Origin of the sequence: Streptomyces sp. NPDC091287 (genome assembly GCF_044768525.1) — a bacterium.
Taxonomy (GTDB): Bacteria; Actinomycetota; Actinomycetes; order Streptomycetales; family Streptomycetaceae; genus Streptomyces.
Genome location: NZ_JBIVUV010000015.1, coordinates 177,057 through 201,083 on the forward strand (window position 1 = coordinate 177,057; position 24,027 = coordinate 201,083).

General features: G+C 71.2%; 19 protein-coding genes. 15 read left to right on the forward strand and 4 right to left on the reverse strand.

What is annotated here, in order from left to right; genetic code table 11:
- Nucleotides 1-182: 182 nt before the first annotated feature.
- The 4 genes from ACIQRW_RS25465 (at nt 183) to ACIQRW_RS25480 (ending at nt 5,336) form a co-directional block, all read left to right on the forward strand.
- Nucleotides 183-1,757 (forward strand): PucR family transcriptional regulator, encoded by a 1,575-nt coding sequence (locus tag ACIQRW_RS25465; protein ID WP_403764316.1) that lies wholly within the window; start codon nt 183-185, stop codon nt 1,755-1,757.
- 55 nt (nt 1,758-1,812) lie between these two features.
- Nucleotides 1,813-2,409 (forward strand): TetR/AcrR family transcriptional regulator, encoded by a 597-nt coding sequence (locus ACIQRW_RS25470; protein ID WP_403764318.1) that lies wholly within the window; start codon nt 1,813-1,815, stop codon nt 2,407-2,409.
- Nucleotides 2,410-2,509: 100 nt separating this feature from the next.
- The gene (locus ACIQRW_RS25475; protein WP_403764320.1) at nt 2,510-3,745 is read left to right on the forward strand and encodes an MFS transporter; all 1,236 of its coding nucleotides are present in this window, start codon (nt 2,510-2,512) and stop codon (nt 3,743-3,745) included.
- 145 nt (nt 3,746-3,890) lie between these two features.
- Nucleotides 3,891-5,336 (forward strand): aldehyde dehydrogenase family protein, encoded by a 1,446-nt coding sequence (locus tag ACIQRW_RS25480; protein ID WP_403764321.1) that lies wholly within the window; start codon nt 3,891-3,893, stop codon nt 5,334-5,336.
- A 457-nt stretch (nt 5,337-5,793) separates the two neighbouring features.
- Here the strand turns inward: ACIQRW_RS25480 and ACIQRW_RS25485 are convergent, their stop codons facing one another.
- Entirely contained in the window at nt 5,794-8,811 is a 3,018-nt protein-coding gene (locus ACIQRW_RS25485) for an NACHT domain-containing protein (RefSeq protein ID WP_403764323.1), read from the reverse strand.
- A gap of 219 nt (nt 8,812-9,030) precedes the next feature.
- Here ACIQRW_RS25485 and ACIQRW_RS25490 point away from each other — a divergent pair, with 219 nt between their 5' ends.
- The 9 genes from ACIQRW_RS25490 to ACIQRW_RS25530 all read left to right on the forward strand — a co-directional run bounded on the left by ACIQRW_RS25490 (nt 9,031) and on the right by ACIQRW_RS25530 (nt 20,094).
- Nucleotides 9,031-9,336, forward strand: a complete 306-nt coding sequence (locus ACIQRW_RS25490; RefSeq protein WP_403764325.1) for a hypothetical protein — start codon at nt 9,031-9,033, stop codon at nt 9,334-9,336.
- Nucleotides 9,337-9,396: 60 nt separating this feature from the next.
- Nucleotides 9,397-11,352, forward strand: a complete 1,956-nt coding sequence (locus ACIQRW_RS25495; RefSeq protein ID WP_403764327.1) for an acyl-CoA dehydrogenase family protein — start codon at nt 9,397-9,399, stop codon at nt 11,350-11,352.
- Nucleotides 11,353-11,438: 86 nt separating this feature from the next.
- A complete protein-coding gene (gene aroA / locus ACIQRW_RS25500) occupies nt 11,439-12,680 on the forward strand; it encodes a 3-phosphoshikimate 1-carboxyvinyltransferase (RefSeq protein WP_403764329.1) in 1,242 nt (413 codons plus the stop codon).
- A 71-nt stretch (nt 12,681-12,751) separates the two neighbouring features.
- Nucleotides 12,752-14,005 (forward strand): 1-deoxy-D-xylulose-5-phosphate reductoisomerase, encoded by a 1,254-nt coding sequence (gene dxr, locus ACIQRW_RS25505; protein WP_403764331.1) that lies wholly within the window; start codon nt 12,752-12,754, stop codon nt 14,003-14,005.
- Nucleotides 14,002-15,312: a M50 family metallopeptidase gene (locus ACIQRW_RS25510; protein ID WP_403764333.1), complete on the forward strand. Its 1,311-nt coding sequence runs from the start codon at nt 14,002-14,004 to the stop codon at nt 15,310-15,312. Before dxr ends, ACIQRW_RS25510 begins: the two co-directional genes overlap by 4 nt.
- A gap of 171 nt (nt 15,313-15,483) precedes the next feature.
- Nucleotides 15,484-16,638 (forward strand): flavodoxin-dependent (E)-4-hydroxy-3-methylbut-2-enyl-diphosphate synthase, encoded by a 1,155-nt coding sequence (gene ispG / locus ACIQRW_RS25515; RefSeq protein WP_397923872.1) that lies wholly within the window; start codon nt 15,484-15,486, stop codon nt 16,636-16,638.
- 187 nt (nt 16,639-16,825) lie between these two features.
- Nucleotides 16,826-17,671, forward strand: coding sequence for a GNAT family N-acetyltransferase (locus ACIQRW_RS25520; RefSeq protein ID WP_265599017.1), 846 nt, complete (start codon nt 16,826-16,828; stop codon nt 17,669-17,671).
- 68 nt (nt 17,672-17,739) lie between these two features.
- Nucleotides 17,740-18,321 carry a GNAT family N-acetyltransferase gene (locus tag ACIQRW_RS25525; RefSeq protein ID WP_403764336.1) on the forward strand — a complete coding sequence of 194 codons (582 nt, stop codon included), beginning with the start codon at nt 17,740-17,742 and terminating at the stop codon, nt 18,319-18,321.
- A 69-nt stretch (nt 18,322-18,390) separates the two neighbouring features.
- Nucleotides 18,391-20,094, forward strand: coding sequence for a proline--tRNA ligase (locus tag ACIQRW_RS25530; RefSeq protein WP_403764338.1), 1,704 nt, complete (start codon nt 18,391-18,393; stop codon nt 20,092-20,094).
- 154 nt (nt 20,095-20,248) lie between these two features.
- Here the strand turns inward: ACIQRW_RS25530 and ACIQRW_RS25535 are convergent, their stop codons facing one another.
- The 3 genes from ACIQRW_RS25535 to ACIQRW_RS25545 are packed head-to-tail and all read right to left on the reverse strand — an operon-like array spanning nt 20,249 to nt 22,261.
- Nucleotides 20,249-21,163 (reverse strand): aminoglycoside phosphotransferase family protein, encoded by a 915-nt coding sequence (locus tag ACIQRW_RS25535; protein ID WP_403764340.1) that lies wholly within the window; start codon nt 21,161-21,163, stop codon nt 20,249-20,251.
- 31 nt (nt 21,164-21,194) lie between these two features.
- Nucleotides 21,195-21,725, reverse strand: a complete 531-nt coding sequence (locus tag ACIQRW_RS25540) for a ferritin-like domain-containing protein (RefSeq protein ID WP_403764342.1) — start codon at nt 21,723-21,725, stop codon at nt 21,195-21,197.
- On the reverse strand, nt 21,722-22,261 hold the full coding sequence (locus ACIQRW_RS25545; protein WP_403764344.1) for a hypothetical protein: 540 nt from the start codon (nt 22,259-22,261) through the stop codon (nt 21,722-21,724). The genes ACIQRW_RS25540 and ACIQRW_RS25545 overlap by 4 nt, the downstream gene beginning before the upstream one ends.
- Before the next feature lie 176 nt (nt 22,262-22,437).
- Here ACIQRW_RS25545 and rimP point away from each other — a divergent pair, with 176 nt between their 5' ends.
- On the forward strand, nt 22,438-22,941 hold the full coding sequence (rimP, locus tag ACIQRW_RS25550; RefSeq protein ID WP_215107249.1) for a ribosome maturation factor RimP: 504 nt from the start codon (nt 22,438-22,440) through the stop codon (nt 22,939-22,941).
- A 2-nt stretch (nt 22,942-22,943) separates the two neighbouring features.
- Nucleotides 22,944-23,984, forward strand: coding sequence for a transcription termination factor NusA (gene nusA / locus ACIQRW_RS25555; RefSeq protein WP_007452815.1), 1,041 nt, complete (start codon nt 22,944-22,946; stop codon nt 23,982-23,984).
- Nucleotides 23,985-24,027 lie beyond the last annotated feature (43 nt).

The window sequence follows — 24,027 nt, forward strand, 5'->3', positions numbered from 1 at the left end:
ACCTACCGGGAAGTAGGGCGAAGGGCGGCTGAGAGCGGTTACCGGCACTCTGCCGCCCTGGCAGAATCGGAGGCAGCCGTTCATACGCGACGGCGAAATTCGGTGTCACCGATCCGGCAGGCGATCCGCCGTCCGCACGGTGGCGCCGCGACCTCGTCCCCGACCTTGAGGGTTCCCGGCCCATGCCCCCCACGCTCGCCTCGCTCGTCCAGCACTCGGCGCTCAAGCTCACCGTGCGAGCGGGCGCGGACCGGCTCGGCACCCCCGTGCGCTGGGCCCACGCCAGCGAGCTGGCCGACCCCGTCCCGTACATGGACGGCGGCGAACTCCTCCTCGTGACCGCCACCAATCTCGACGCCGACGACCCCGAGTCCATGCGGCGCTACGTGCGGCGGCTGGCCGGGGCCGGGGTCGCCGGGGTGGGGTTCGCGGTCGGGGTGAACTACGACGACATCCCGGCCGCCCTCGTGGAGGCCGCCGAGGAGGCCGGGCTGCCGCTCCTCGAAGTCCCCCGCCGCACCCCGTTCCTCGCCATCAGCAAGGCCGTCTCCGCCGCCATCGCCGCCGACCAGTACCGCGCGGTCACCGCCGGCTTCGAGGCCCAGCGCGAGCTGACGAAGGCCGCGCTCGCCGGGGACGGCCCCGCCGACCTCCTCGCCCGGCTCGCCGCCCACATCGACGGCTGGGCCGCGCTGTACGACACCTCCGGCGCGGTCCTCGCCGCCGCCCCCGACTGGGCCGCCCGTCGCGCCGCCCGCCTCACCCCCGACGTCGAGCGGCTCCGGGACCGCCCCGCCCCCGCCAGCGTCGTCGTCGGCGACAGCGAGGACCGGGTCGAGCTCCAGTCGCTGGGCTCCGGCCGCCGGGCCCGCGGCGCGCTGGCCGTCGGCACCGGCGCCGCACTGGGCACCGCCGAGCGCTACGCCGTGCACTCCGCCGTCGCCCTGCTCACCCTGACCACCGCCCGCTCCCGCTCCCTCCAGGGCGCCGAGCAACGCCTGGGCGCCGCCGTCCTGCGCATGCTGCTCGCCGGGCAGCCGGACCACGCGCGGGCGGTCGCCGGCGATCTCTACGGCGGGCTGCTCGACGCCCCGTTCCGGCTGCTCATCGCCGAGACCGCCGCCCCCGCCGGGTCCGAGCTGCTCACCGAGACGATGGAGGCCGCCGCCGCCCGCTCCGGCGAGGCGCTGCTCCTGGTCCCCGAGGGCGAGCGCGTCGTCGTGCTCGCGGCGGACGGCGGCTCCGCCGTCGCCGCCTGCGCCGCCTACGCAGAGGCCCAGGACGACCGCGCCCCGCGCGAGGGCGGCGCCGAGGACAGCGACGTCGTGGTCGGCCTCTCCGCCCCCTCGGGCCCGATCGCCGTCTCCGCCGCGTACAAGCAGGCCGAGCAGGCCCTCTCCGTCGCCCGCAGGCGCGGCAGGGCGCTGGTCGAGCACGAGGAGCTGGCCACCGGCTCGGTGCTGCCGCTGCTCGCCGACGACGCGGTACGGGCCTTCGCCGACGGCATGCTCCGCGCGCTGTACGAGCACGACGCCAAGGGCCGCGGCGACCTCGTGGCCTCCCTGCGCGCCTGGCTCTCCCGCCACGGCCAGTGGGACGCCGCCGCCGCCGACCTGGGCGTGCACCGGCACACCCTGCGCTACCGGATGCGCCGCGTGGAGGAGATCCTGGGCCGCTCGTTGGACGACCCGGACGTCCGCATGGAGCTGTGGCTCGCCCTCAAGACGACCGAGGCGGCGACGCCCGCCGAGGGGTAAGCGCCGGACATCATCCCGTATTGCGTCGAGCGTTCCAAAACCCTAGAGTGCTGACATGGCCCGACCGAGACAGTTCGACGAGGAACGGGCCCTGGACGCCGCGATGCGCACCTTCTGGGAGTACGGCTACGAGGCCACTTCCACCCAGGACCTGTGCGACGCCACGGGGTTGGGGCGCAGCAGCATCTACAACACCTTCCAGAGCAAGCACGAGCTGTTCGCGCGCTCGCTGGCGCGCTACCTGGGCGCCATGGCCGACGCCCAGGACGCCGTACTCGACGACGAGTCCCGCTCACCCGGCGAGCGGGTGCGCGCCCTCCTCGACAAGATCGTGGCCGACGAGTTCGACCACCGCCCCGGCGGTCGCAGCCTGGGCTGCCTGGGGGTCAACTCCACGGTCGAGTTGGCGGCCCGCGACCCGGAGGCCGCCCGGCTCCTGGACCGGGACGCCGCCCGCAGGCTGCGGAGCCTGTCAGGCGTCATCGCCGCCGGGCAGCGCGATGGCTCCATCGCCTCCGCGCGGGGCTCCGACTCCCTCGCTCGCTACGTCAACGCCGTCATCGGCGGCATGCGCGTCACCGCCCAGGGCGGAGCCGACCGCGCGGCCGTCCAGGCCGTCGCCGACACCGCGCTGGACGCCTTGATCCGCTGAACGTTCTCACCCCGCCGCGCTCGGGTGCGGCGGCCCATTCACGCCCATGTTTTGAACTGGTCCATCCAAAACGTCATCGCACCCACGAGGGGGAGCCACCGTGCCCCGTGCCGTCCACGTACTGGCCTTCGGCATCTTCGCCATGGTCACCAGCGAATTCGTCGTCGCCGGACTGATGCCGCAGATGGCCGAAGGGCTGGGCGTCACCGTCCCGCAGATCGGCTACCTGATCACCGTCTTCGCCCTGTCCATGGCACTCGGCGGACCGCTGCTCTCCGTCGCCCTGTTGCGGCTTCCGCCCAAGACCGCGCTCATGGTCCTCTTCCCGGTCTTCCTGGCCGGCAACGTGCTCGCCGCCACCGCCTCCGGCTACCCGGCCATGGTGGTCGCCCGGGTCATCACCGGGGTCGCCTCGCAGGCCTTCTTCGGCGTCGCGATCTCGCTCGGCGCCCAGCTCACCCGCCCCGAGATACGCGGCCGGGCCGTGGCGGTCATCCTCAACGGGCTGATGCTCGGCACCCTGCTCGGGCTGCCGCTGGCCACCCTGACCGGCGAACGGTACGGCTGGCGCGCCGCGTTCTGGGTCATCTCCGCGCTGACGGCCGCCGCCGCCCTGTGCACCCTGATCGGCGTGGACCGGACCGGCCGGCCGGAGGGCAGCGGTACGTTCCGCTCCGAACTGACGGCCTTCCGCGCCCCCGGGCTCTGGCTCACCCTGCTCACCAGCACCATGGTCATCGGCGCGACCTTCTCCGCCTTCAGCTACCTCAACCCGATCCTCACCGAGGTCACCGGATTCTCCTCGGGCACGGTCCCGCTGCTGCTCCTGGCGTACGGCGCCGCCACGGTGATCGGCAACACCGTCGTCGGCCGGCTCGCCGACCGGTACGCCCTCCCGGTCCTGTTCGGCGGCCTGTCCCTGAACGTGGTGTTCCTGGCCGGGTTCGCCCTGCTGGCCGGGTTCGGGATCTGGGCGGTGCTCTGCATGCTGGGCATCGGTCTCGTCGGGGTCACCATGAACCCGGCCCTGATCACGCGCGTGCAGCGCCGGGGCAACGCCCGGCCGCTCGTCAACACCGTGCACAGCTCCTTCATCACCCTCGGCGTGGTCCTAGGCTCGGCGCTGGGCGGCCTGGGCGTCGACCGGTTCGGCCTGCGGGCCCCCCTCTGGCTGGGCGCGGGACTCGCGGTGGCCGGCCTGCTCAGCCTCGTACCGGATCTCGTCCGGCGGACGGGGAGGCCCGGAACGTCCCGGCCCGAGCGATCCGGCGACACCGCCTCCGCCGATTCGGAGCACCCGGCAACCGCTCCGCTCCACGCCGGACAAAAGCCCTGAGCCTCTCCTCGCCCTACCGTGGGACCACGGAGAGAGCCTTCCGAGCGCCACCACCTCCGCCACCACCTGCGTCACCACCTGCGTCACCACCTGCGTCACGACCTCCTCACAACCTCCTCACGACCTCCGAAGGGCCGGAACCTCCATGACTTCGCCCCACGCCTTCTGGGTGGCCGGCCGCCAGGCCACCGGTGCCGACAGCTTCGACGTCACCAACCCGTACGACGGACGCCTCGTCGGCACCGTCAGCGTGCCGACCGACGCCCAGGTCGAGGAGGCCGTCGCCGCCGCCCACGCGGTGCGCGACGAGTTCGCCGCCACCCCGGCGCACGTCCGGGCCGCTGCCCTCGACCACGTCGTACGGCGGCTGACGGAGCGCACCGAGGAGATCGCGCAGCTGATCTCGGCGGAGAACGGCAAGCCGATCAAGTGGGCCCGCGGTGAGGTCGGCCGGGCCGTGTCCGTGTTCCGGTTCGCCGCCGAGGAGGCCCGCCGCTTCAACGGCGGCGAGGCCCAGCGGCTCGACACCGACCTCGGCGGCACCGGCCGCCTCGGGCTGACCCGGCGCTTCCCGCGCGGGGCCGTCCTCGGCATCGCGCCCTTCAACTTCCCGCTGAACCTCAGCGCCCACAAGGTCGCCCCGGCCATCGCCGTCGGCGCCCCGATCATCCTCAAGCCCGCCCCGGCGACCCCCATCTCCTCCCTCATCCTGGGCGAGCTGCTCGCCGAGACCGACCTCCCGGCCGGTTCCTGGTCCGTCCTGACGGTCCCGAACGACAGGATGCCCGCCCTCGTCCAGGACGAGCGCCTGCCGGTCATCTCCTTCACCGGCTCCGGCCCGGTCGGCTACGCGATCATGGAGTCGGTGCCCCGCAAGCACTGCACCCTGGAGCTCGGCGGCAACGGCGCGGCCGTCGTCCTCGGCGACTACGCCTCGGAGGCGGACCTCGACTGGGCCGCCACCCGGATCGCCACCTTCTCCAACTACCAGGGCGGCCAGTCCTGCATCTCCGTGCAGCGCGTCATCGCCGACGCCGCCGTCTACGACCGGCTCGTCCCCAAGATCGTCGCCGCCGTCGAGGCCCTGGTCACCGGTGACCCGGCCGACGCCGCCACCGACGTCGGCCCCCTCGTCAGCGAGGACGCCGCGAAGCGCGTCGAGTCCTGGGTCGACGAGGCCGTCCAGGGCGGCGCCCAGCTGCTCACCGGCGGCAAGCGCGACGGGGCCACCTACGCCCCGACCGTCGTCGCCGGCCTCCCCGACGACGTGAAGCTCTCCTGCGAAGAGGTCTTCGGCCCGGTCATGTCCCTCCAGAAGGTGGACGGCGAGGCCGAGGCGTTCGCCGCCGTCAACTCCTCCAAATACGGCCTCCAGGCCGGCGTCTTCACCCACGACCTCCAGACCGCCTTCCGCGCCCACCGCGCCCTGGAGGTCGGCGGCGTGATCATCGGCGACGTCCCCTCGTACCGCGCCGACCAGATGCCGTACGGCGGCGCCAAGCAGTCCGGCGTCGGCCGCGAGGGCGTCCGCTACGCCATGGACGACTACACGTACGAGCGCGTCCTGGTCCTCACCGGCCTCGCCCTGTAACACCCCGGACGACCCCCGCCCGCGCCCCCGCCTGGACAGCGGGTGCGGGCGGGGGCGCGAAACGGACGGCCCGAACCCACTGTGCGGGGGTTCGGGCCGTCCGGCCGTATGGAGGTTCCGGGGTTCGCCGCGGGGACCAACGGCACCAGCCAGGCTCTCCCGCAGGGGTGTCGTTCACCTGGTCGGTGAACGACACCGATGACAGCAGCCTCGCCGCATGACTGGAACCTACTCCGGGCTGTGCCCGGTCTACCCCTCCGACGAGGTGCTGCTCCCTCCCTTCGTGGACCTGGTCGCCACAGAGGGCGGGGCGTAGGTCGACACCGGGCTGTCGGTGGTCCTCCGGTGGGACAACAACCCGACGAGCTTCAACTCCGACGCGGCACGGGTTCTTGCCCCGCCTCGCCGGCCTTCGGGGCACTTGTACGGTGCGCTGGTCGACGCGCCCGGCCACACGTCAGTGAGCCAGGGTTCGGATCCAGGTGACCCCTCCGGCGTTGAGTGCCAACTCTCTGCCGTTGTGACTGAGCGCCAGGGAGTCGACGGTCTTGTCCCCCGACCAAAGGTCATCCGTGCCGCTACAGTCAGTGAAATTCATCAGGTAGATGCGTCCGCCAGCTTCGTTTGCTGCGCGGGCACCGTTGCCGCTCATGCTCCAATCTTCAAAAGTACCAGTCGGGTTCTTGCAATCCACTTTGACGTTCGTTTGAGTGTCGAGTCTGCGGACCAAACGGTAGTCCCCACCGATTTCAGATTGAAGCAGGTAACGAAGACCGGCGCTGGCGTGATTGAGTTGGCCCTCAAAAAATTTCGTCCTCCGGGGATGTTCCTCATTTCCCCATGGAAATAGCTCATAGACCCGATATTCGAAAAATTCGTCTTCGCCGGTGTCCTGCACGCTTTCGGTGTACCCCAGTACTCCGTCAGGGATTACGATTGGTGCGCTGCCGAAATCATCGGAAGATGTAAGGTGTTGTTTCGGGATGGAGTGATCAGGTGTGGCGACCTCGTCGCCGGTCTCTGTGTCCCAGTGCTTGATGTTTCCGTGCTCGTCGACTGTGATAAGGGTTTCGCTTCCACGTGGACCGAAAGTCATGGATGCGACTGTGCCGGTGTCTATGAATTCGACTGGCGAGCGGTCGGAAGTGCCGGGCATTAAGAGTGCTCCAGTCAGGAGCAGGGTGACTGCGGTGGCTCCGGTTGCCGCCTGGATTGTGCGATGACCGGTGCGAGGGTCGGGGGTGCTGCGGTCTTGGGCCGGCGCGCGGCTTGCGAGCCGTTCTTGCAGGCGGACGTGCCGGAACTGGTAGGCGCCTGCTGACTGGCGCAGAAGTTGCCGATCCCTGGCGTCCGAAAGGAAGTGCAGGAGATTCCAGGGCAGCTTCCCTTGGGCGGCAAGGGAAAAGCGGAGGATTGAAAATCTCGGCCACGCCCTGGTGAGAAGAATCAGTAGAGAGAAGACCGCTCCGGGTAGCGGGGTGGCCAGGATGAAGGCCCATGTTGATCTGTATGCAACGCTGTTGCTGAGGTCATCGGCGATGAAGGTGGCGATTGAAGGGGGAATGGGGGTGGAGGTGGCTTCGGAAAAAAGAATCAGAGCGGTCGACCACATGATAGTGCTCAGCGGTGCGACAGTGACCCCGAAGACCGCTCCCGCCGCGAGAGCTCCGGTCAGCGATGATGCCCGGTCCTGGCGGAGCAAGTCCGCAGGACTGGCCTTCTTTGAATGTTCCGGAGGTGCATCGAGCCAGGAATGCACAGCGAGGGCGAGACAGAGCGCGAGAACACCCCCACACACTGCCGCCGTCGGCATGACGATGTCCGCGAGATCCGCCTCGTTCCATGCGCCTGAGAACGAGAGAGCGATTGCCCCCGCCACGCCTACAGGGAGCGCCGGAGTGGCAGCCAGCTTCAGACCGGTCGTGAATCCTCGTCCCAGCCGCGCCAGGGATCCGCCCCGCCTCAACGACAGCGCGCCCGGTGACGCACCCGGTGCTGCGTACCAGACGATCATGGTCAGAATTGCGCAACCGATTCCAATACCCACAGCCAATTCTGCGGGCGGCGCGTCGCTACGTGGGCCCACGAAGAGCATCCGAGCGACCACGGTGAACGTTGCGAGCAAGCCGGCGGCGGTCCCCACGGCAAGACCAGCGAGGGGGGACGACAGTCGTTGGCTCAGGAGCCACCAGACGAGGTCACGTTCGCGGTGCTGCTGGAGATAGACAGCCAGGTATGTCAGATACTTTTCGGCCTGCTTGGCATCGTGCTCCCAGACATCCGCGTCCCGGCCTCCGTCGCGACCTGGATCCGGAGCATATGCGGCGGTGACGATGTGATCGAGGAGATGGTCCTGCACCGCGTGCGAGCTGTCGAAGTCGAGGAGTTCACCGGGGTCCCGATCGCAGTTGCTGTACACGGTGCGGGCCAGGGTGAGGGCCAGCGGGGTGGACAGCGCGGCTGCCATCGGGCCGTCGGGATTCGCCCGCAGGTGCGTGTATACCGGCTCCCATTGGACGCCGTCGGGCCAGTTGGCGTCACTCAAGTAGGCGATCATGTCCGCAGTCGGGACCGGTGCCACCTCTACGACCGGTGCGCGACGCAGGACGGGCGCGCCGCCGGCAATGACATCCTGGAACTCGGTCGAGCGGCAGGTCAGTACGACTCCGACGCCGTCACCGCAGGATTTGTTGATCGTGCTCACGGCGTCACGTCGCGAGGCCTCGGGCATCTCGTCCAGGCCATCCAGGATCAGCAGCAGCCGCTGTGCCCGCAGCAGCATCCTTGGAATTTCGGTCCGCCCGCCGTAGTAGGCAGTGCCCAGAGTGCGCTCGATCCAGTCCTTGAGCGATTCGCCCAGGGGATCCCAGCCGGCCAACGTGAGTAATACGGGAACCGGCGCGCCCGCTTCGCGTTCGGCGAGCAGGCCCAGGGTGAGAATCGCTGCCAGAACAGTCTTGCCGGAACCGGGTTCGCCCAGTACGACGAGTCGGCCTGCGGGGACACGGCGGTATCCCTCGGCGAGCCGCCGGGCAGCCGCGTCGAAGTCCCCCTCCAGCCGGCCGTTCAGCGACGGTCGCAGTACGAGACCGTCGCCGGCGCCTCTGTGCGTTTCCTCGGGCGGCGCGGCTACCGGTCGGCGGGTGGCGGACCAGGCCAACGGGATCACGCGAGGAGTGCGCAGGTTGCGGGCGGCTACCTCCTCTTCCCACTGCGCCCTTACTGAGACTGCCAGGTCGTCCGCGAGCTGCGCCGCGTCGGTTGGCGGCGGTAGCGTCGGGAAGAACTGTGCCAAGGACACCAGCAGTGCGGCCATGGAAACGAACAACCCGATCCAGGCGACCAGTTGTTCGTAGTCCTCGTACTGGCCGGAGTCCAGGAGAATCCAGCCGAGCGCGAAGGACGCGAGAGCGGACAGCACCATAAGGCTGAGCCGCACATACCGTCGCTGCACGTGGACGGGAAGTCGAGTCATCGGCACAGGATGCCGGACAGGAACTGGATCCAGGTCCGGAATAGACCGTTCCGCCTCAAGGTGGGGTGAGTTTCAGACGTCGTGAGACCTGGCCCGATCGCCCATTCTCGTGCTCCGTCCGAGCCGGCAGTTGGGGCGGCTACTCTGCTGCCGCCGCTGGTTCTGGGCCGGGCGCTACGCACACGCCGGGGAGCCCATGTGGCCACGAGGAGTCTCGCGATGAACAAGGCGCCGCACGCCGCCGAGATCGGTGACGACCTGGAGCTGGAATTCGAGCCGGAGGTCATGGGCGATCAGTTCATGGACGCCTGCCAGAAGCTCCGCGACACCCAGCGGCTGAGCGGTGTGATCCTGGACGACCTGTCGGGGGTCGACCGGTGCTGCGCGGTGCGCGAGGGTCGCGGGACGACGTCCTGGAGGCGCAGCGCCCGTACACCAGCCGTCCGCGTATCCGTGCGCGGGGACTGCTGCGGGTGCCGAACCACGGGTACCCGGGTTACATACGGACCAGTAAGCAGCGACTAGCAGTCCGTGTGTCCAGGTGTCGATCCCGTCCCGGTGACGCGCGGCGAGGTGAGGTCCCTCATGTCCGCACCACACAACACCCCCCAGGTCCCCAGCGCGCCCAAGGTCACCGAGCGTGAAGCGCGACGGGTCGCCGAGGCCGCCCGGGAGCAGGACTGGCGCAAGCCCAGCTTCGCCAAGGAGCTGTTCCTCGGGCGCTTCCGCCTCGACCTGATCCATCCGCACCCCCTGCCGCCGCCCGACGACATCCGGCGCGGCGAGGAGTTCCTGGCGCGGCTGCGCACGTTCTGCGAGACGCACGTCGACAGCGCGCGGATCGAGCGCGAGGCGAAGATCCCCGATGAGGTGATCAGCGGGCTCAAGGAACTGGGCGCTCTCGGGATGAAGATCGAGACCAGGTACGGCGGGCTCGGCCTCACCCAGGTGTACTACAACAAGGCGCTCGCCCTGGCCGGCTCGGTCAGCCCCGCGATCGGCGCGCTGCTCTCCGCGCATCAGTCGATCGGCGTACCGCAGCCCCTGAAGATCTTCGGCACCCAGGAGCAGAAGGACGTCTACCTGCCCCGGCTGGCCACCACCGACATCTCCGCCTTCCTGCTGACCGAGCCGGACGTCGGCTCCGACCCGGCCCGCCTCGCCACCTCCGCGGTGCCCGACGGGCCGGACTACGTCCTCGACGGCGTGAAGCTCTGGACCACCAACGGCGTCGTCGCCGACCTCCTGGTCGTCATGGCCCGGGTCCCCGTCTCCGAGGGCCATCCCGGCGGCATCACCGCGTTCGTCGTCGAGGCCGACGCCCCCGGCGTCACCGTCGAGCACCGCAACGCCTTCATGGGCCTGCGCGGCATCGAGAACGGCGTCACCCGCTTCCACCGGGTCCGGGTGTCCGGCGCCTGCCGGATCGGGCCCGAGGGCGCCGGTCTGAAGATCGCCCTGACCACCCTCAACACCGGCCGCCTCTCGCTGCCGGCGATGTGCGTGGGCGTGGGCAAGTGGTCCCTGAAGATCGCCCGCGAATGGTCCGGAGCCCGGGAACAGTGGGGCAGGCCCGTCGCCAAGCACGCGGCGGTCGGCGCGAAGATCTCGTTCATCGCGGCCACCACCTTCGCCCTGGAGGCCATCGTCGACCTCTCCTCGCAGATGGCCGACGAGGACCGCAACGACATCCGCATCGAGGCCGCCCTCGCCAAGCTCTACGGCTCCGAGATGGGCTGGCTGATCGCCGACGAACTGGTCCAGATCCGCGGTGGCCGAGGCTTCGAGACCGCCGAGTCGCTGGCCGCCCGCGGCGAACGCGCGGTGCCCGCCGAGCAGATGCTCCGGGACATGCGGATCAACCGGATCTTCGAGGGCTCCACCGAGATCATGCACCTGCTGATCGCCCGCGAGGCCGTCGACGCCCATCTCAAGGTCGCGGGCGACATCATCGACCCCGACAAGCCGCTCTCCGCCAAGGCGAAGGCGGGCGCGAACGCCGCCGGGTTCTATGCCCGCTGGCTGCCCAAGCTCGTCGCCGGGCCGGGACAACTGCCGCGTACGTACGGCGAGTTCCACCCCGCCGGGCACCGCGACCTCTCCGGTCACCTCCGGTACGTCGAACGGTCCTCGCGCAAGCTGGCCCGGTCCACCTTCTACGCCATGTCCCGCTGGCAGGGGCGGATGGAGACCAAGCAGGGCTTCCTCGGCCGGATCGTCGACATCGGGGCGGAACTCTTCGCGATGAGCGCCGCCTGCGTCCGCGCCGAGCACCTGCGCGGGACGGGGGAGCACGGCCGCGAGGCCTACCAGCTCGCGGACGCCTTCTGCCGGCAGGCCCGCATCCGGGTCGAGGAGCTGTTCACCCGCCTGTGGTCCAACACCGACGACCTCGACCGGCGCGTCGTCGACGGCGTCCTGGCGGGGACGTACACCTGGCTGGAGGAGGGCGTCGTCGACCCCAGCGGCGAGGGCCCCTGGATCGCGGACGCCACCCCGGGGCCCTCCGCCCGGGAGAACCAGCACCGACCGGTGCGCTGAGGGCTGTCCGTACGGGGTACGTCCACCACGTCCACGCACCGGACGTACCCCGTACGCCCCGCCCACCGCAGGGCAGGATGAGAGCCGTGACCGTCATCGACATCCCCGGCTCCAAGTCCGTCACCGCCCGCGCCCTCTTCCTGGCCGCCGCGGCGGACGGCACCACCACCCTGCTGCGACCGCTGCGCTCGGACGACACCGAGGGCTTCGCCGAAGGCCTGAAGAGCCTCGGCTACACGGTCGACCGGGAGGCCGACCGCTGGCACGTCGAGGGTCGCCCCGCCGGGCCCGCCGCCCCCGACGCCGACGTCTTCTGCCGCGACGGCGCGACCACCGCCCGCTTCCTGCCCACCCTCGTCGCGGCCGCCGCCTCCGGCACGTACCGCTTCGACGCCTCCGCCCAGATGCGCCGCCGCCCGCTCGCCCCGCTCACCCGCGCCCTCACCACGCTCGGCGTCGACCTGCGCCACGAGGCGGCCGAGGGGCACCACCCGCTGACCGTCCGGGCCGCCGGGATCGAGGGCGGCGAAATCGTCCTGGACGCGGGGGAGTCGTCCCAGTACCTCACCGCGCTGCTGATGCTCGGACCGCTCACCGCGAACGGGCTGCGGATCGAGGTCACCGAGCTGGTCTCCGCGCCGTACGTCGAGATCACCCTCGCGATGATGCGCGACTTCGGCGTGGAGGTACTGCGGGAGGGGAACACCTTCACCGTCCCTCCCGGCGGCTACCGGGCCACCACCCACGCCGTCGAGCCCGACGCCTCCACCGCGAGCTACTTCTTCGCCGCCGGGGCCCTCACCGGCCGCGAGGTCACCGTCCCCGGCCTCGGCATCGGCGCGCTCCAGGGCGACCTGCGCTTCGTCGACGTCCTGCGGGACATGGGCGCCGAGGTGGAGGTGGGCGCCGACGCCACCACCGTCCGCTCCACCGGCCGGCTCCGCGGCCTCACCGTCAACATGCGCGACATCTCCGACACCATGCCGACCCTCGCCGCCATCGCCCCCTACGCGGACGGACCCGTGCGGATCGAGGACGTCGCCAACACCCGGGTCAAGGAGTGCGACCGGCTGGAGGCGTGCGCCGAGAACCTGCGCGCCATGGGCATCACGGTCCACACCGGGCCCGACTGGATCGAGATCCACCCCGGGACACCGAAGCCGACCGAGATCGCCGCCCACGGCGACCACCGCATCGTGATGTCCTTCGCGGTCGCCGGACTGCGCACCCCAGGACTGACGTACGACGACCCCGGCTGCGTACGCAAGACGTTCCCGCGCTTCCACGAGGCGTTCCAGGGCTTCGCGGACGGCCTTGTGGCGCGCTGACCGGAAGGGGCGGCGCGGCCCACACGGGACGCGCTGTCCCCGCACACAGCCGGAGCGGCAACAATGGGGGCATGAGCGACAGCCCCGCCCCCCTCGCCGATCCGCATCTCGTCTTCGACGCCGCGGACGGCCGCCGGGATCTCGTGATCCTCGGCTCCACCGGGTCCATCGGCACCCAGGCCATCGACCTGGTCCTGCGCAACCCCGACCGCTTCCGGGTCACGGCGCTCTCGGCCGCCGGCGGCCGGGTCGCCCTGCTGGCCGAGCAGGCCCGCCGGCTGCGGGTCGACACGGTCGCCGTCGCCGCCGAGGAAGCGGTCCCCGCCCTGCGCGCGGCGCTGCGGGAGAGTTACGGGCCCGGCGAGCCGCTCCCCGAGATCCTGGCCGGACCCGACGCCGCCGCCACGCTCGCCGCGAGCGCCTGCCACACCGTGCTCAACGGCATCACCGGCTCGATCGGGCTCGCCCCCACCCTGGCCGCGCTGAAGGCGGGCCGCACGCTCGCCCTCGCCAACAAGGAGTCGCTGATCGTCGGCGGCCCGCTGGTGAAGGCGCTCGCCGCCCCCGGCCAGATCATCCCGGTCGACTCCGAGCACGCCGCGCTCTTCCAGGCGCTGGCCGCCGGCACCCGCGCCGACGTCCGCAAGCTCGTCGTCACCGCCTCCGGCGGACCTTTCCGGGGCCGTACGCGCGAGGAGCTGGCCGACGTCACCCGGGAGCAGGCGCTCGCCCACCCGACCTGGGCGATGGGTCCGGTCATCACGATCAACTCCGCGACCCTGGTCAACAAGGGCCTGGAGGTCATCGAGGCGCACCTCCTCTACGACATTCCGTTCGACCGGATCGAGGTCGTCGTCCACCCCCAGTCCTACGTGCACTCCATGGTCGAGTTCAGCGACGGCTCCACGCTCGCCCAGGCCACCCCGCCGGACATGGGCGGCCCCATCGCCATCGGCCTCGGCTGGCCCCAGCGCGTCCCGGACGCCGCCCCCACCTTCGACTGGACGAAGGCGTCCAGCTGGGAGTTCTTCCCACTGGACACCGAGGCCTTCCCGTCGGTCGGCCTCGCCCGGCACGTGGGCGGGCTCGGCGGCACCGCGCCGGCCGTCTTCAACGCCGCGAACGAGGAATGCGTGGACGCTTTCCTCGCCGGACAGCTGCCCTTCAACGGAATCATGGATACGGTCACCGCTGTGGTGTCCGAACACGGCACCCCCGCCCCGGGAACCTCGCTCAGCGTGGCGGACGTCCTCGAAGCGGAAACGTGGGCCCGCGCACGGGCCCGGGAACTCTCGGCGAAAGCGACAGCGGAGGCGCGCGCATGAGTCTGACCTCGGTCCTGCTGACGGTCCTGGGGATCGCCGTCTTCGTCGTGGGCCTGCTCTTCTCCATCGCCTGGCACGAGCTGGGCCACCTCTCCACGGCCAAGATGTTCGGCATCCGGGTCCCGCAGTACATGGTCGGCTTCGGCCCGACGATCTGGTCGAAGAAGAAGGGCGACACGGAGTACGGCATCAAGGCCATCCCGGCCGGTGGCTACATCCGGATGATCGGGATGTTCCCGCCGGGACCCGACGGCCGGCTCGAAGCCCGCTCCACCTCGCCCTGGCGCGGCATGATCGAGGACGCCCGCTCCGCCGCCTACGAGGAGCTGGAGCCGGGCGACGAGAAGCGGCTCTTCTACACGCGCAAGCCGTGGAAGCGCGTCATCGTGATGTTCGCCGGCCCCTTCATGAACCTGATCCTCGCGGTCGCCATCTTCATGGGCGTCGCGATGACCTTCGGCTTCCAGACACAGACCACCGAGGTCGCCGGCGTCCAGCAGTGCGTGATCTCGCAGAGCGACAAGCGCGAGACCTGCAAGGACGGCGACCCGGTCTCGCCCGCCAAGGCCGCCGGCCTCCAGGAGGGCGACAGGATCGTCGCCTTCGACGGGAAGAAGGTCGACGACTGGGCGACGCTCTCGGACCGCATCCGCGAGACCATCGGCCCCGCCACCCTCGTCGTCGAGCGCGACGGCAAGGAAGTGACCCTCGACGCCGTCCTGCGCGAGAACGCCGTCGCCAAGAAGGACGGCAACGGCCAGGTCGTCCCGGACCAGTTCATCAAGGCGGGCTACCTGGGCTTCGCCGCCCGGACCGAGATCGTGCCGCTCTCCTTCGTCGACTCCACCGTCCGCATGGGCGACATGATCGAGAACGGCGTCGACTCGATCATCGCCCTGCCGTCCAAGATCCCGGCCCTCTGGGACGCCGCCTTCAGCGACGGCCAACGGGCCGACGACTCGCCGGTCGGCGTGGTGGGCGCGGCCCGGATCGGCGGCGAGGTGATGAACCTCGACATCCCGGCGCAGAACCAGATCGCGATGATGCTGTTCCTGCTCGCGGGCTTCAACCTCTCGCTGTTCCTGTTCAACATGCTGCCGCTGCTCCCGCTGGACGGCGGGCACATCGCGGGCGCGCTCTGGGAGTCCCTGCGGCGCAATGTGGCCAAGGTCTTCCGGCGCCCCGACCCCGGCCCGTTCGACGTGGCCCGGCTGATGCCGGTCGCCTACGTGGTCGCCGGACTCTTCATCTGCTTCACGCTGCTGGTCCTGGTGGCCGACATCGTGAACCCCGTCAAGATCTCCTGACGGCCGCGCGGCACCCCAGGTGTCGGCCGGGCACACACCCCGTGTCCGGCCGCTCACCAACGGGTGGACTTGTCGACACGGTGCGTCCGTCCCGCCTCCGGTGCCGTAACCTCGAAGGCTGGAGCCCGCCGATCTCGGGACCTTGATCCACACCTTGGGGATGCACAGCGCATGACTGCGATTTCTCTCGGAATGCCGGCCGTTCCGACCAAGCTCGCCGACCGAAGGGTCAGCCGACAGATCCAGGTCGGTACGGTCGCGGTCGGCGGCGACGCACCCGTTTCCGTGCAGTCGATGACGACGACACGTACGTCGGACATCGGCGCCACGCTCCAGCAGATCGCCGAGCTAACGGCGTCCGGCTGCCAGATCGTCCGGGTCGCGTGCCCGACGCAGGACGACGCCGACGCGCTCGCCACGATCGCCCGGAAGTCGCAGATCCCGGTGATCGCCGACATCCACTTCCAGCCGAAGTACGTCTTCGCCGCGATCGACGCCGGCTGCGCCGCGGTCCGGGTGAACCCGGGCAACATCAAGCAGTTCGACGACAAGGTCAAGGAGATCGCGAAGGCGGCCGCCGAGACCCGCACCCCGATCCGGATCGGCGTCAACGCCGGCTCCCTGGACGCGCGGCTCCTGAAGAAGTACGGCAAGGCCACCCCCGAGGCCCTCGTCGAGTCGGCCCTGTGGGAGGCGTCCCTCTTCGAGGAGCACGGCTTCGGCGACATCAAGATCTCGGTCAAGCACAACGACCCGGTCGTGATGGTCAACGCCTACCGCCAGCTCGCCGCCCAGAGCGACTACCCGCTGCACCTCGGCGTCACCGAGGCCGGACCGGCGTTCCAGGGCACCATCAAGTCGGCCGTCGCGTTCGGCGCGCTGCTCTCCGAGGGCATCGGCGACACCATCCGCGTCTCCCTCTCGGCCCCGCCGGCCGAGGAGGTCAAGGTCGGCCTCCAGATCCTGGAGGCGCTCAACCTCAAGCAGCGCCGCCTGGAGATCGTCTCCTGCCCGTCCTGCGGCCGCGCCCAGGTCGACGTCTACAAGCTCGCCGACCAGGTCAGCGCCGGCCTGGAGGGCATGGAGGTCCCGCTCCGCGTCGCGGTCATGGGCTGCGTCGTCAACGGCCCCGGCGAGGCCCGCGAGGCCGACCTCGGCGTCGCCTCCGGCAACGGCAAGGGCCAGATCTTCGTGAAGGGCGAGGTCATCAAGACCGTCCCCGAGTCGAAGATCGTCGAGACCCTCATCGAAGAGGCCATGAAGATCGCCGAACAGATGGAGAAGGACGGCATCCCGTCCGGCGAGCCCGAGGTCTCCATCAGCTGACCCGCGCCGTACCTGCTCACCGCCGCCCCGCCGGGCCCCGTGCCCGGTGGGGCGGCGCCGTGTCCGGGGACCGGCCCCCGCCCGCACCACCGCCCTGCCCGCAGACCGTCTTCCGGACTCGAGCGGCGTTCGACAGGCTCGTCGGTTAAAGTGCGGAAATCAGCAGACCGCATGGTGAGGCCCCCTCGTGTTGACGCAGACCACCACCCGGGTCCTCGAACCCAGCGACCTCCAAGCAGCGCTCGCCATCCTGGAGAGCGAGCCCGTGGCCAACGCCTTCGTGACGTCCCGCGTGCAGGTCGCGGGCCTGGACCCCTGGCGCCTCGGCGGCGAGATGTGGGGCTGGTACGCCGACGGCATGCTCCGCTCCCTGTGCTACTCCGGCGCCAACCTCGTCCCCATCTGCGCCGGACCCGAGGCCGTCCGCGCCTTCGCCGACCGGGCCCGCAGGGCCGGCCGCCGCTGCTCCTCCATCGTCGGCCCCGCCGAACCCGCCACCCAGCTCTGGCGGCTCCTCGAACCCAGCTGGGGCCCCGCCCGCGAGGTCCGCGCCAACCAGCCCCTCATGGTCACCGAGAGCCTCTCCGCCGACGTCACGCCCGACCCGCTCGTCCGCCGCATCCGCAAGGACGAGACCGAGGTCCTGATGCCGGCCTGCGTGGCGATGTTCACCGAGGAGGTCGGCATCTCCCCGCTCGCCGGCGACGGCGGACTCCTCTACCAGGCCCGCGTCGCCGAACTCATCGGCACCGGCCGCTCCTTCGCCCGCATCGACGACGGCAAGGTCGTCTTCAAGGCGGAGATCGGCGCGGCCACCCCACAGGCCTGCCAGATCCAGGGCGTCTGGGTCGCCCCCGAACACCGCGGCAAGGGCCTCTCCGAAACGGGCATGGCCGCCGTCCTGCGCTACGCACTCGCCGACGTCGCCCCCGTCGTCAGCCTGTACGTGAACGACTACAACACCCCCGCCCGCAAGGCCTACCGCCGTGTCGGCTTCCGCGAGGTCGGCGCGTTCATGAGCGTCCTGTTCTGAACCGTCACGCGCGCCCTCCCCGGGAACTCACGGTTCTGGCCGCCCGCCCCGGCCAGTAGGGTTCCCGCATGGCAGCAGCAGCCCCCGGAGAAGGCCCCGCAGCACCCGACGCCGAGATCGGCCCCGTCGACCTGGCCGCCCGCGTCGACGAAGCCCTGCGCGTCCAGGCGGCCGCCTTCGGACTGAGCCAGGACGAGATCGACGTACGCCGCCACATCGTCCTCAGACACCTGGAACACCCCCACGCCCGCGCACTCGGCGCCATCACCCCCGACGGACGGCTCGTGGGCTTCGTCTACGGGCTGCCCAACGACCGCACCCAGTGGTGGTCCACCGTCGTCGAGCCCTATCTGCGGGCCACCGGCTCCGACGGCTGGCTCGACGACTCCTTCGTCATCACCGAACTCCACGTCCACCCGGACCACCAGCAGCGCGGCATCGGTCGCACCCTGATCACCGCCATCACCGACGCCGTCGGCCACCCCCGGTCGATCCTCTCGGCGATCGACAAGGACAGCCCGGCCCGCACCCTGTACCGCTCGCTGGGCTACCGCGATCTGGCCCGCCAGGTCGTCTTCCCGAGCGCCACGCAGCCCTACGCGGTCATGGGCGCGCCCCTGCCGCTGCTGCGCGCGAAGCCCGGGGCCTGAATGGATTTCCGCCAGCCCGCACCGCCCGGCTAACCTCGGGCTCACCACCCTTGCGAGCAGGAGTTCATCATGGCCCAGGTCCAGCGCATGTCCCGATTGATGGTCAAGACACTGCGCGACGACCCGGCGGACGCCGAGACGCTCAGCCACAAGCTGCTGGTCCGCGCCGGGTACGTCCGCCGCAACGCGGCCGGCATCTGGTCCTGGCTGCCGCTCGGCAAGAAGGTCCTGGACAACATCTCGAACGTGGTCCGCGAGGAGATGGACGCCATCGGCGCGCAGGAAGTCCTGCTGCCCGCCCTGCTGCCCAGGGAGCCCTACGAGGCGTCCGGCCGCTGGGAGGAGTACGGCGACCTGCTCTTCCGCCTCAAGGACCGCAAGGGCGGCGACTACCTCCTCGGCCCCACCCACGAGGAGATCTTCACCCAGACCGTCAAGGACCAGTGCACGTCCTACAAGGACCTGCCGGTGATGCTCTACCAGATCCAGACGAAGTACCGCGACGAGGCCCGCCCCCGCTCCGGCGTGCTCCGCGGCCGCGAGTTCCAGATGAAGGACTCGTACAGCTTCGACACCACCGACGAGGGCCTCGCGCACTCCTACGCCCTGCACCGGGCCGCGTACATCAAGATCTTCGAGCGCCTCGGTCTGGACCACCGCATCGTCTCCGCCGTCTCCGGCGCGATGGGCGGCTCGGCCTCCGAGGAGTTCCTCGCCCCCGCCGCCGCCGGTGAGGACACCTTCGCGGACTGCCCCAACTGCGACTACGCCGCCAACACCGAGGCCGTGACCTTCGCGCTCGCCCCGGTCGACGGCTCGGCGCACGGCGCGGTCGAGGAGCTGGACACCCCCGACACCCCGACCATCGAGACGCTCGCCGCGCACCTGGGCGTCCCCGCCTCCGCCACCCTGAAGAACCTGTTGGTCAAGGTGGACGGCGAGATCGTGGCCGTCGGCGTCCCCGGCCACCGCGAGGTCGACCTCGGCAAGCTCGGCGAGCACCTGGCCCCCGCCGTCGTCGAGCTGGTCACCGCCGAGGACTTCGTCGGCCGCGACGACCTCGTACGCGGTTACGTCGGCCCCCAGGGCCTGGAGAAGGTCCGCTACCTCGCCGACCCCCGCGTCGCCCCCGGCACCTCCTGGGTCACCGGCGCCAACCAGGACGGCAAGCACGCCGCGAACGTCGTCGCGGGCCGCGACTTCGAGGTCGACCAGTACCTCGACGTCGTCGTGGTCGAGGAGGGCGACCCCTGCCCGAAGTGCGGCACCGGCCTCACCCTGGACCGCGCCATCGAGATCGGCCACATCTTCCAGCTCGGCCGCAAGTACGCCGACACCTTCCAGCTCGACGTGCTCGGCCAGCAGGGCAAGCCCGTCCGGGTCACGATGGGCTCGTACGGCATCGGCGTCTCCCGCGCCGTGGCCGCCCTCACCGAGCAGACCGCCGACGACAAGGGCCTGTGCTGGCCCCGCGAGATCGCCCCGGCCGACGTCCACGTCGTCGCCGCGGGCAAGGCCCTCCAGACGGAGCTGGCCCTCGACGTCTCGGAGAAGCTCAACGCGGCGGGCCTGCGCGTCCTGGTCGACGACCGCCCCGGCGTCTCGCCCGGCGTGAAGTTCACCGACTCCGAGCTGATCGGCGTGCCCAAGATCCTGGTCGCGGGCCGCCGCTCCGCCGACGGCGTCCTGGAGCTCAAGGACCGCCGCACCGGCGAGCGCGAGGAACTGACCGTCGACGAGGCGATCGCCCGCCTGACGGCCGACCTGGCCTGATCACGCACACCGCCTACGAGGAGGGCCCCCGCGCACCGTGCGCGGGGGCCCTCCTCGTACGTACGCCGGACTACAGCCAGCCTCGTACGTACGCCGGACTACAGCCAGCCTCGTACGTACGCCGGACTACAGCCAGCCTCGTACGTACGCCGGACTACAGCCAGCCCGCGAACTCCAGGTTGACCTCGCCCATCTGCCGCCGCCCCTCGGCCAGCGCGCGGGTGCCCGACTCGACCGCCCGGAACAGCGTCCACCCGTGCAGCCGCGCCTGCTCCACCTCCAGCGACTCCGCCAGCCTCTTGACCCGTCGCCGGGCCGTCACCGGGCCACCGGGAGAGGCGATCAGATCCTCCACCCGGTCCCGCACCAGCCGCGCCAGGTCATAGGCGCGCTCGCCCACCAGCGGCTCCGGACCCACCGTCAGCCACGGTGCCCGCTCCCCGGAGAACACCTTGCTCTGCCGGAAGTTGCCGTGCAGCAGCAGGAGTTCGGGCGATCCCTGCACCAGCTCCGCCCGCGCCGCGAGCGCCGCGTCCACCAGCGGCGCCAGCTCCGGATCGGCCTCGGCGGCCGCCCGCATTCCGGCGCTCTGCCGATCGGTCCGCCCGGCCACGCTCTCGAAGGCGTGCCCGGCCGGCGGCTCCACCCACAGCCGCCGCAGCGTGCCCGCCGCCTCCAGAAGCGCCTTCGCCTCCGGCAGCGAACGCAGCGACACCTCGTGGTGCAGCCGCTCCAGCAGCAGCGCACCGGACGCGTCGAGCTCCGGCGCGTCCAGCGCCTTCACCGCGCCCCACCCGTTCCAGTGCTCCAGCGCCACCCGCTCCAGCCCGGGATCGGCGGCCAGCGGGGCGATCTTCAGCGCTGCCGGGGCCCCGTCGGCCCGCCGCACCAGAACCACCAGGGAGCTGCGCCCGCCGGGGGCGGCCACCCGCTCCACGGTGAGGCCGCCCCCGGTGGTGAGCGCCTGCTCGGTCAGCGCGGGAAGCGCGTCCAGCCAGTCGGCCGCCGCGGCGTCCCCGTACATCTCACCGAGCGCGCGCACCAGGCGCTGCGGCGGTTCGAAACCCATACGTCGTGTGTTCCCTTTCCGGTTCTTCGTATCAGCGCGCGCCGTCCGCGCCGGCGGCCTCCACCGGGCCCGTCGCGGCCGGATCCGCACCGGCGGCCCGCTCGGCGAGCCCCGGAAAGGCTACGTTGCCGCCCCGCCAGCGGGCCGACCGCACCGCGGCCTCCCGCAGCGCACCGGCTGCCTCCTTGCGGCGAGCGCCCTCGGTGGCCCGTACGAGATCGGCGTAGGCGCCCGCGATCCGGTCCTCCAGCACCGCGGCCAGCCGTACCGCCGACGGCGAGTCCGCGACGGCGAACGGCAGAGCGTACGCGGCGTCCGAGGCCACCGGACGCCCGCCCAGGTCCCGCACGGTGCGCGCCAGGGCGTCCCGGCGGGCCCGGTGCCCGTCGTACGCCGCGCGGGCCGCGTCGCCCCGCTTCCCGTCGAGGCGGCCGCCCAGCAGCCCGTAGCCGTACACCGCGGCGTGCTCGGCGGCCAGGGCCGCCTGGACGGCGGTCAGCTCGGGGGAGTCGGCGTCCTCCTCGGACGGCCGGACGGAACGGGTGTCGGATCGGGTGCTCATGCGGCTGCCTCCTCGGCCAGTTCGGTCAGCAGATACGCGTGCGCCGCCGCGGCCGCCGCCACCGAGGCCAGCAGCCGGGCCAGCTCCGGCTCGACGTCCAGCAGGGCCTCGGCGTACGCGTCGGCCCGGCGGCGCTCGTCGGCGGCCAGCTCCCGCACCGCGGCCTTCGGGTCGGCGGACACCGGTCCTGGCGCGGCCGGAGGGGCGTCGGCCTTCGGGCCGCCCTTCGCGCGCGGCGGCGCCAGCGCCTTCCCGTGTTCCCGCACGGCGGCCCGCAGGGGCGCCAGGCCCGCGGCCGTCGCCGGATGCGCCTCGGCCACCAGGTCGTACCGGGCGAGCAGGAGGGCGCCGTCGCGCGCCGCCTGCTCGCGCAGCTCCCTGGCGGCCTTCGCGGCGGCGGCCCGCGCGCCGGAGTGCGCGGGCTTCCCGCCGTCCGCCGCCTCGTCGCCGCCCCCGCAACCGGTCAGCACCGCACCCAGGGCGAGGGCTCCCGTAGCGGTGAGCGCCCCCCTGCGCGTCGTCCCCGTGCGCCGCACGTTTCTCCTTCGGGCCTGGACCGATCCTGACAGGATCTGTCCTGATGTGATCACCGCAGGCGAGCGTACCCGCGGCCGAGCGGCAGGCGGACGGCAACACCCCTGGCGACCGGATACCCTTTGACCTGACGCACGACGATCCCCACAACAGCACACGCGGCCGAGGAGTCACCCGGATGAGCACCACCCAGAGCGAGAGGCTGCGCGGGTTGCTGGAACCGCTCGTCAGCGCGCAGCAGCTGGACCTCGAGGAGATCGAGGTGTCCCGGGCCGGCCGCCGAGGAGTGCTGCGGATCATCGTGGACTCCGAAGAGGGCGTGGAGCTGGACGCCTGTGCGGAGCTGAGCCGCGCGATCTCCGAGAAGCTGGACGAGACCGACGCGATGGGCGAGGGCGAGTACGTCCTCGAAGTCAGCTCCCCCGGCGCGGACCGCCCGCTGACCGAGCACCGCCACTACGTACGCGCCATCGGCCGACTGGCCAGGTTCCACCTGGCCGGCGACGGCTCCGGTGAGCTGGTCGCCCGCATCCTCGCCGTCGACGAGGACGGGCTCGACCTCGAAGTGCCCGGCGTCAAGGGCCGCAAGCCCACCGCCCGCCGCCTCGCCTTCGACGAGATCGCCAAGGCGCGCGTGGAGATCGAATTCAACCGCAAGGACAAGAAGGAAGAGGAGGCGTAGCCGTGGACATCGATGTGAAGCTTTTGAAGGGCTTGGCGCAGGACAAGGAGATCCCCTTCGACGTGCTCGTCGGGGCGATCGAGTCGGCCCTCCTCATCGCGTACCACCGCACCGACGGCAGCCACCGCCGGGCGCGCGTGGAGCTCGACGCGAACGGTCACGTCACGGTGTGGGCCAAGGAGGACCCGGCCGACCTCGAAGAGGGCCAGGAGCCCAAGGAGTTCGACGACACCCCGTCCGGCTTCGGCCGGATCGCCGCCACCACCGCCAAGCAGGTCATCCTGCAGCGGCTGCGCGACGCCGAGGACGACCGCACCTTCGGGGAGTACGCGGGCCACGAGGGCGATGTCGTCACGGGCGTCGTCCAGCAGGGCAAGGACCCCAAGAACGTCCTGGTCGACATCGGCAAGATGGAAGCCATGCTGCCGGTCCAGGAGCAGGTCCCGGGCGAGGAGTACGTGCACGGCCTGCGCCTTCGTACGTATGTCGTACGGGTCGCCAAGGGCGTCCGCGGTCCGTCGGTGACGCTCTCGCGCACCCACCCCAACCTGGTGAAGAAGCTCTTCGCCCTGGAGGTCCCGGAGATCGCGGACGGGTCGGTGGTCATCGAGGCCATCGCACGCGAGGCCGGCCACCGCACCAAGATCGCCGTGCGCTCCACCCGGGCCGGCCTGAACCCCAAGGGCGCCTGCATCGGCCCGATGGGCAGCCGTGTGCGCAATGTCATGGCCGAGCTGCACGGTGAGAAGATCGACATCGTGGACTGGTCCGACGACCCGGCCGAGATGGTCGCCAACGCCCTCTCGCCCGCCCGGGTGAGCAAGGTCGAGGTCGTCGACCTCGGCGCCCGCTCCGCCCGCGTCACCGTGCCGGACTACCAGCTGTCGCTGGCGATCGGCAAGGAGGGTCAGAACGCCCGCCTCGCCGCCCGCCTCACCGGCTGGCGCATCGACATCCGTCCGGACACCGAGACGGACGAGGAGCGCGAGAACGCCGACCGCGAGCGGGCCGAGCGGGCCCGGGAGCGCTCGGAAAGGCGTTGACCCGGAAGGGCTCCAGGGAATAGATCTGGGCGCTACGCCGCTG

What these genes read in the sequence shown, in the direction of transcription:
- ACIQRW_RS25470 (WP_403764318.1), top strand. Translation starts at nt 1,813, where the DNA reads ATGGCCCGACCGAGACAGTTCGACGAGGAACGGGCCCTGGACGCCGCG.
- ACIQRW_RS25490 (WP_403764325.1), top strand. Translation starts at nt 9,031, where the DNA reads ATGAACAAGGCGCCGCACGCCGCCGAGATCGGTGACGACCTGGAGCTG.
- ACIQRW_RS25465 (WP_403764316.1), top strand. Translation starts at nt 183, where the DNA reads ATGCCCCCCACGCTCGCCTCGCTCGTCCAGCACTCGGCGCTCAAGCTC.
- ACIQRW_RS25535 (WP_403764340.1), bottom strand. Translation starts at nt 21,163, where the DNA reads ATGGGTTTCGAACCGCCGCAGCGCCTGGTGCGCGCGCTCGGTGAGATG.
- ACIQRW_RS25480 (WP_403764321.1), top strand. Translation starts at nt 3,891, where the DNA reads ATGACTTCGCCCCACGCCTTCTGGGTGGCCGGCCGCCAGGCCACCGGT.
- ispG (WP_397923872.1), top strand. Translation starts at nt 15,484, where the DNA reads ATGACTGCGATTTCTCTCGGAATGCCGGCCGTTCCGACCAAGCTCGCC.
- ACIQRW_RS25540 (WP_403764342.1), bottom strand. Translation starts at nt 21,725, where the DNA reads ATGAGCACCCGATCCGACACCCGTTCCGTCCGGCCGTCCGAGGAGGAC.
- ACIQRW_RS25510 (WP_403764333.1), top strand. Translation starts at nt 14,002, where the DNA reads ATGAGTCTGACCTCGGTCCTGCTGACGGTCCTGGGGATCGCCGTCTTC.
- ACIQRW_RS25525 (WP_403764336.1), top strand. Translation starts at nt 17,740, where the DNA reads ATGGCAGCAGCAGCCCCCGGAGAAGGCCCCGCAGCACCCGACGCCGAG.
- ACIQRW_RS25530 (WP_403764338.1), top strand. Translation starts at nt 18,391, where the DNA reads ATGGCCCAGGTCCAGCGCATGTCCCGATTGATGGTCAAGACACTGCGC.
- ACIQRW_RS25495 (WP_403764327.1), top strand. Translation starts at nt 9,397, where the DNA reads ATGTCCGCACCACACAACACCCCCCAGGTCCCCAGCGCGCCCAAGGTC.
- dxr (WP_403764331.1), top strand. Translation starts at nt 12,752, where the DNA reads ATGAGCGACAGCCCCGCCCCCCTCGCCGATCCGCATCTCGTCTTCGAC.
- ACIQRW_RS25485 (WP_403764323.1), bottom strand. Translation starts at nt 8,811, where the DNA reads ATGACTCGACTTCCCGTCCACGTGCAGCGACGGTATGTGCGGCTCAGC.
- rimP (WP_215107249.1), top strand. Translation starts at nt 22,438, where the DNA reads ATGAGCACCACCCAGAGCGAGAGGCTGCGCGGGTTGCTGGAACCGCTC.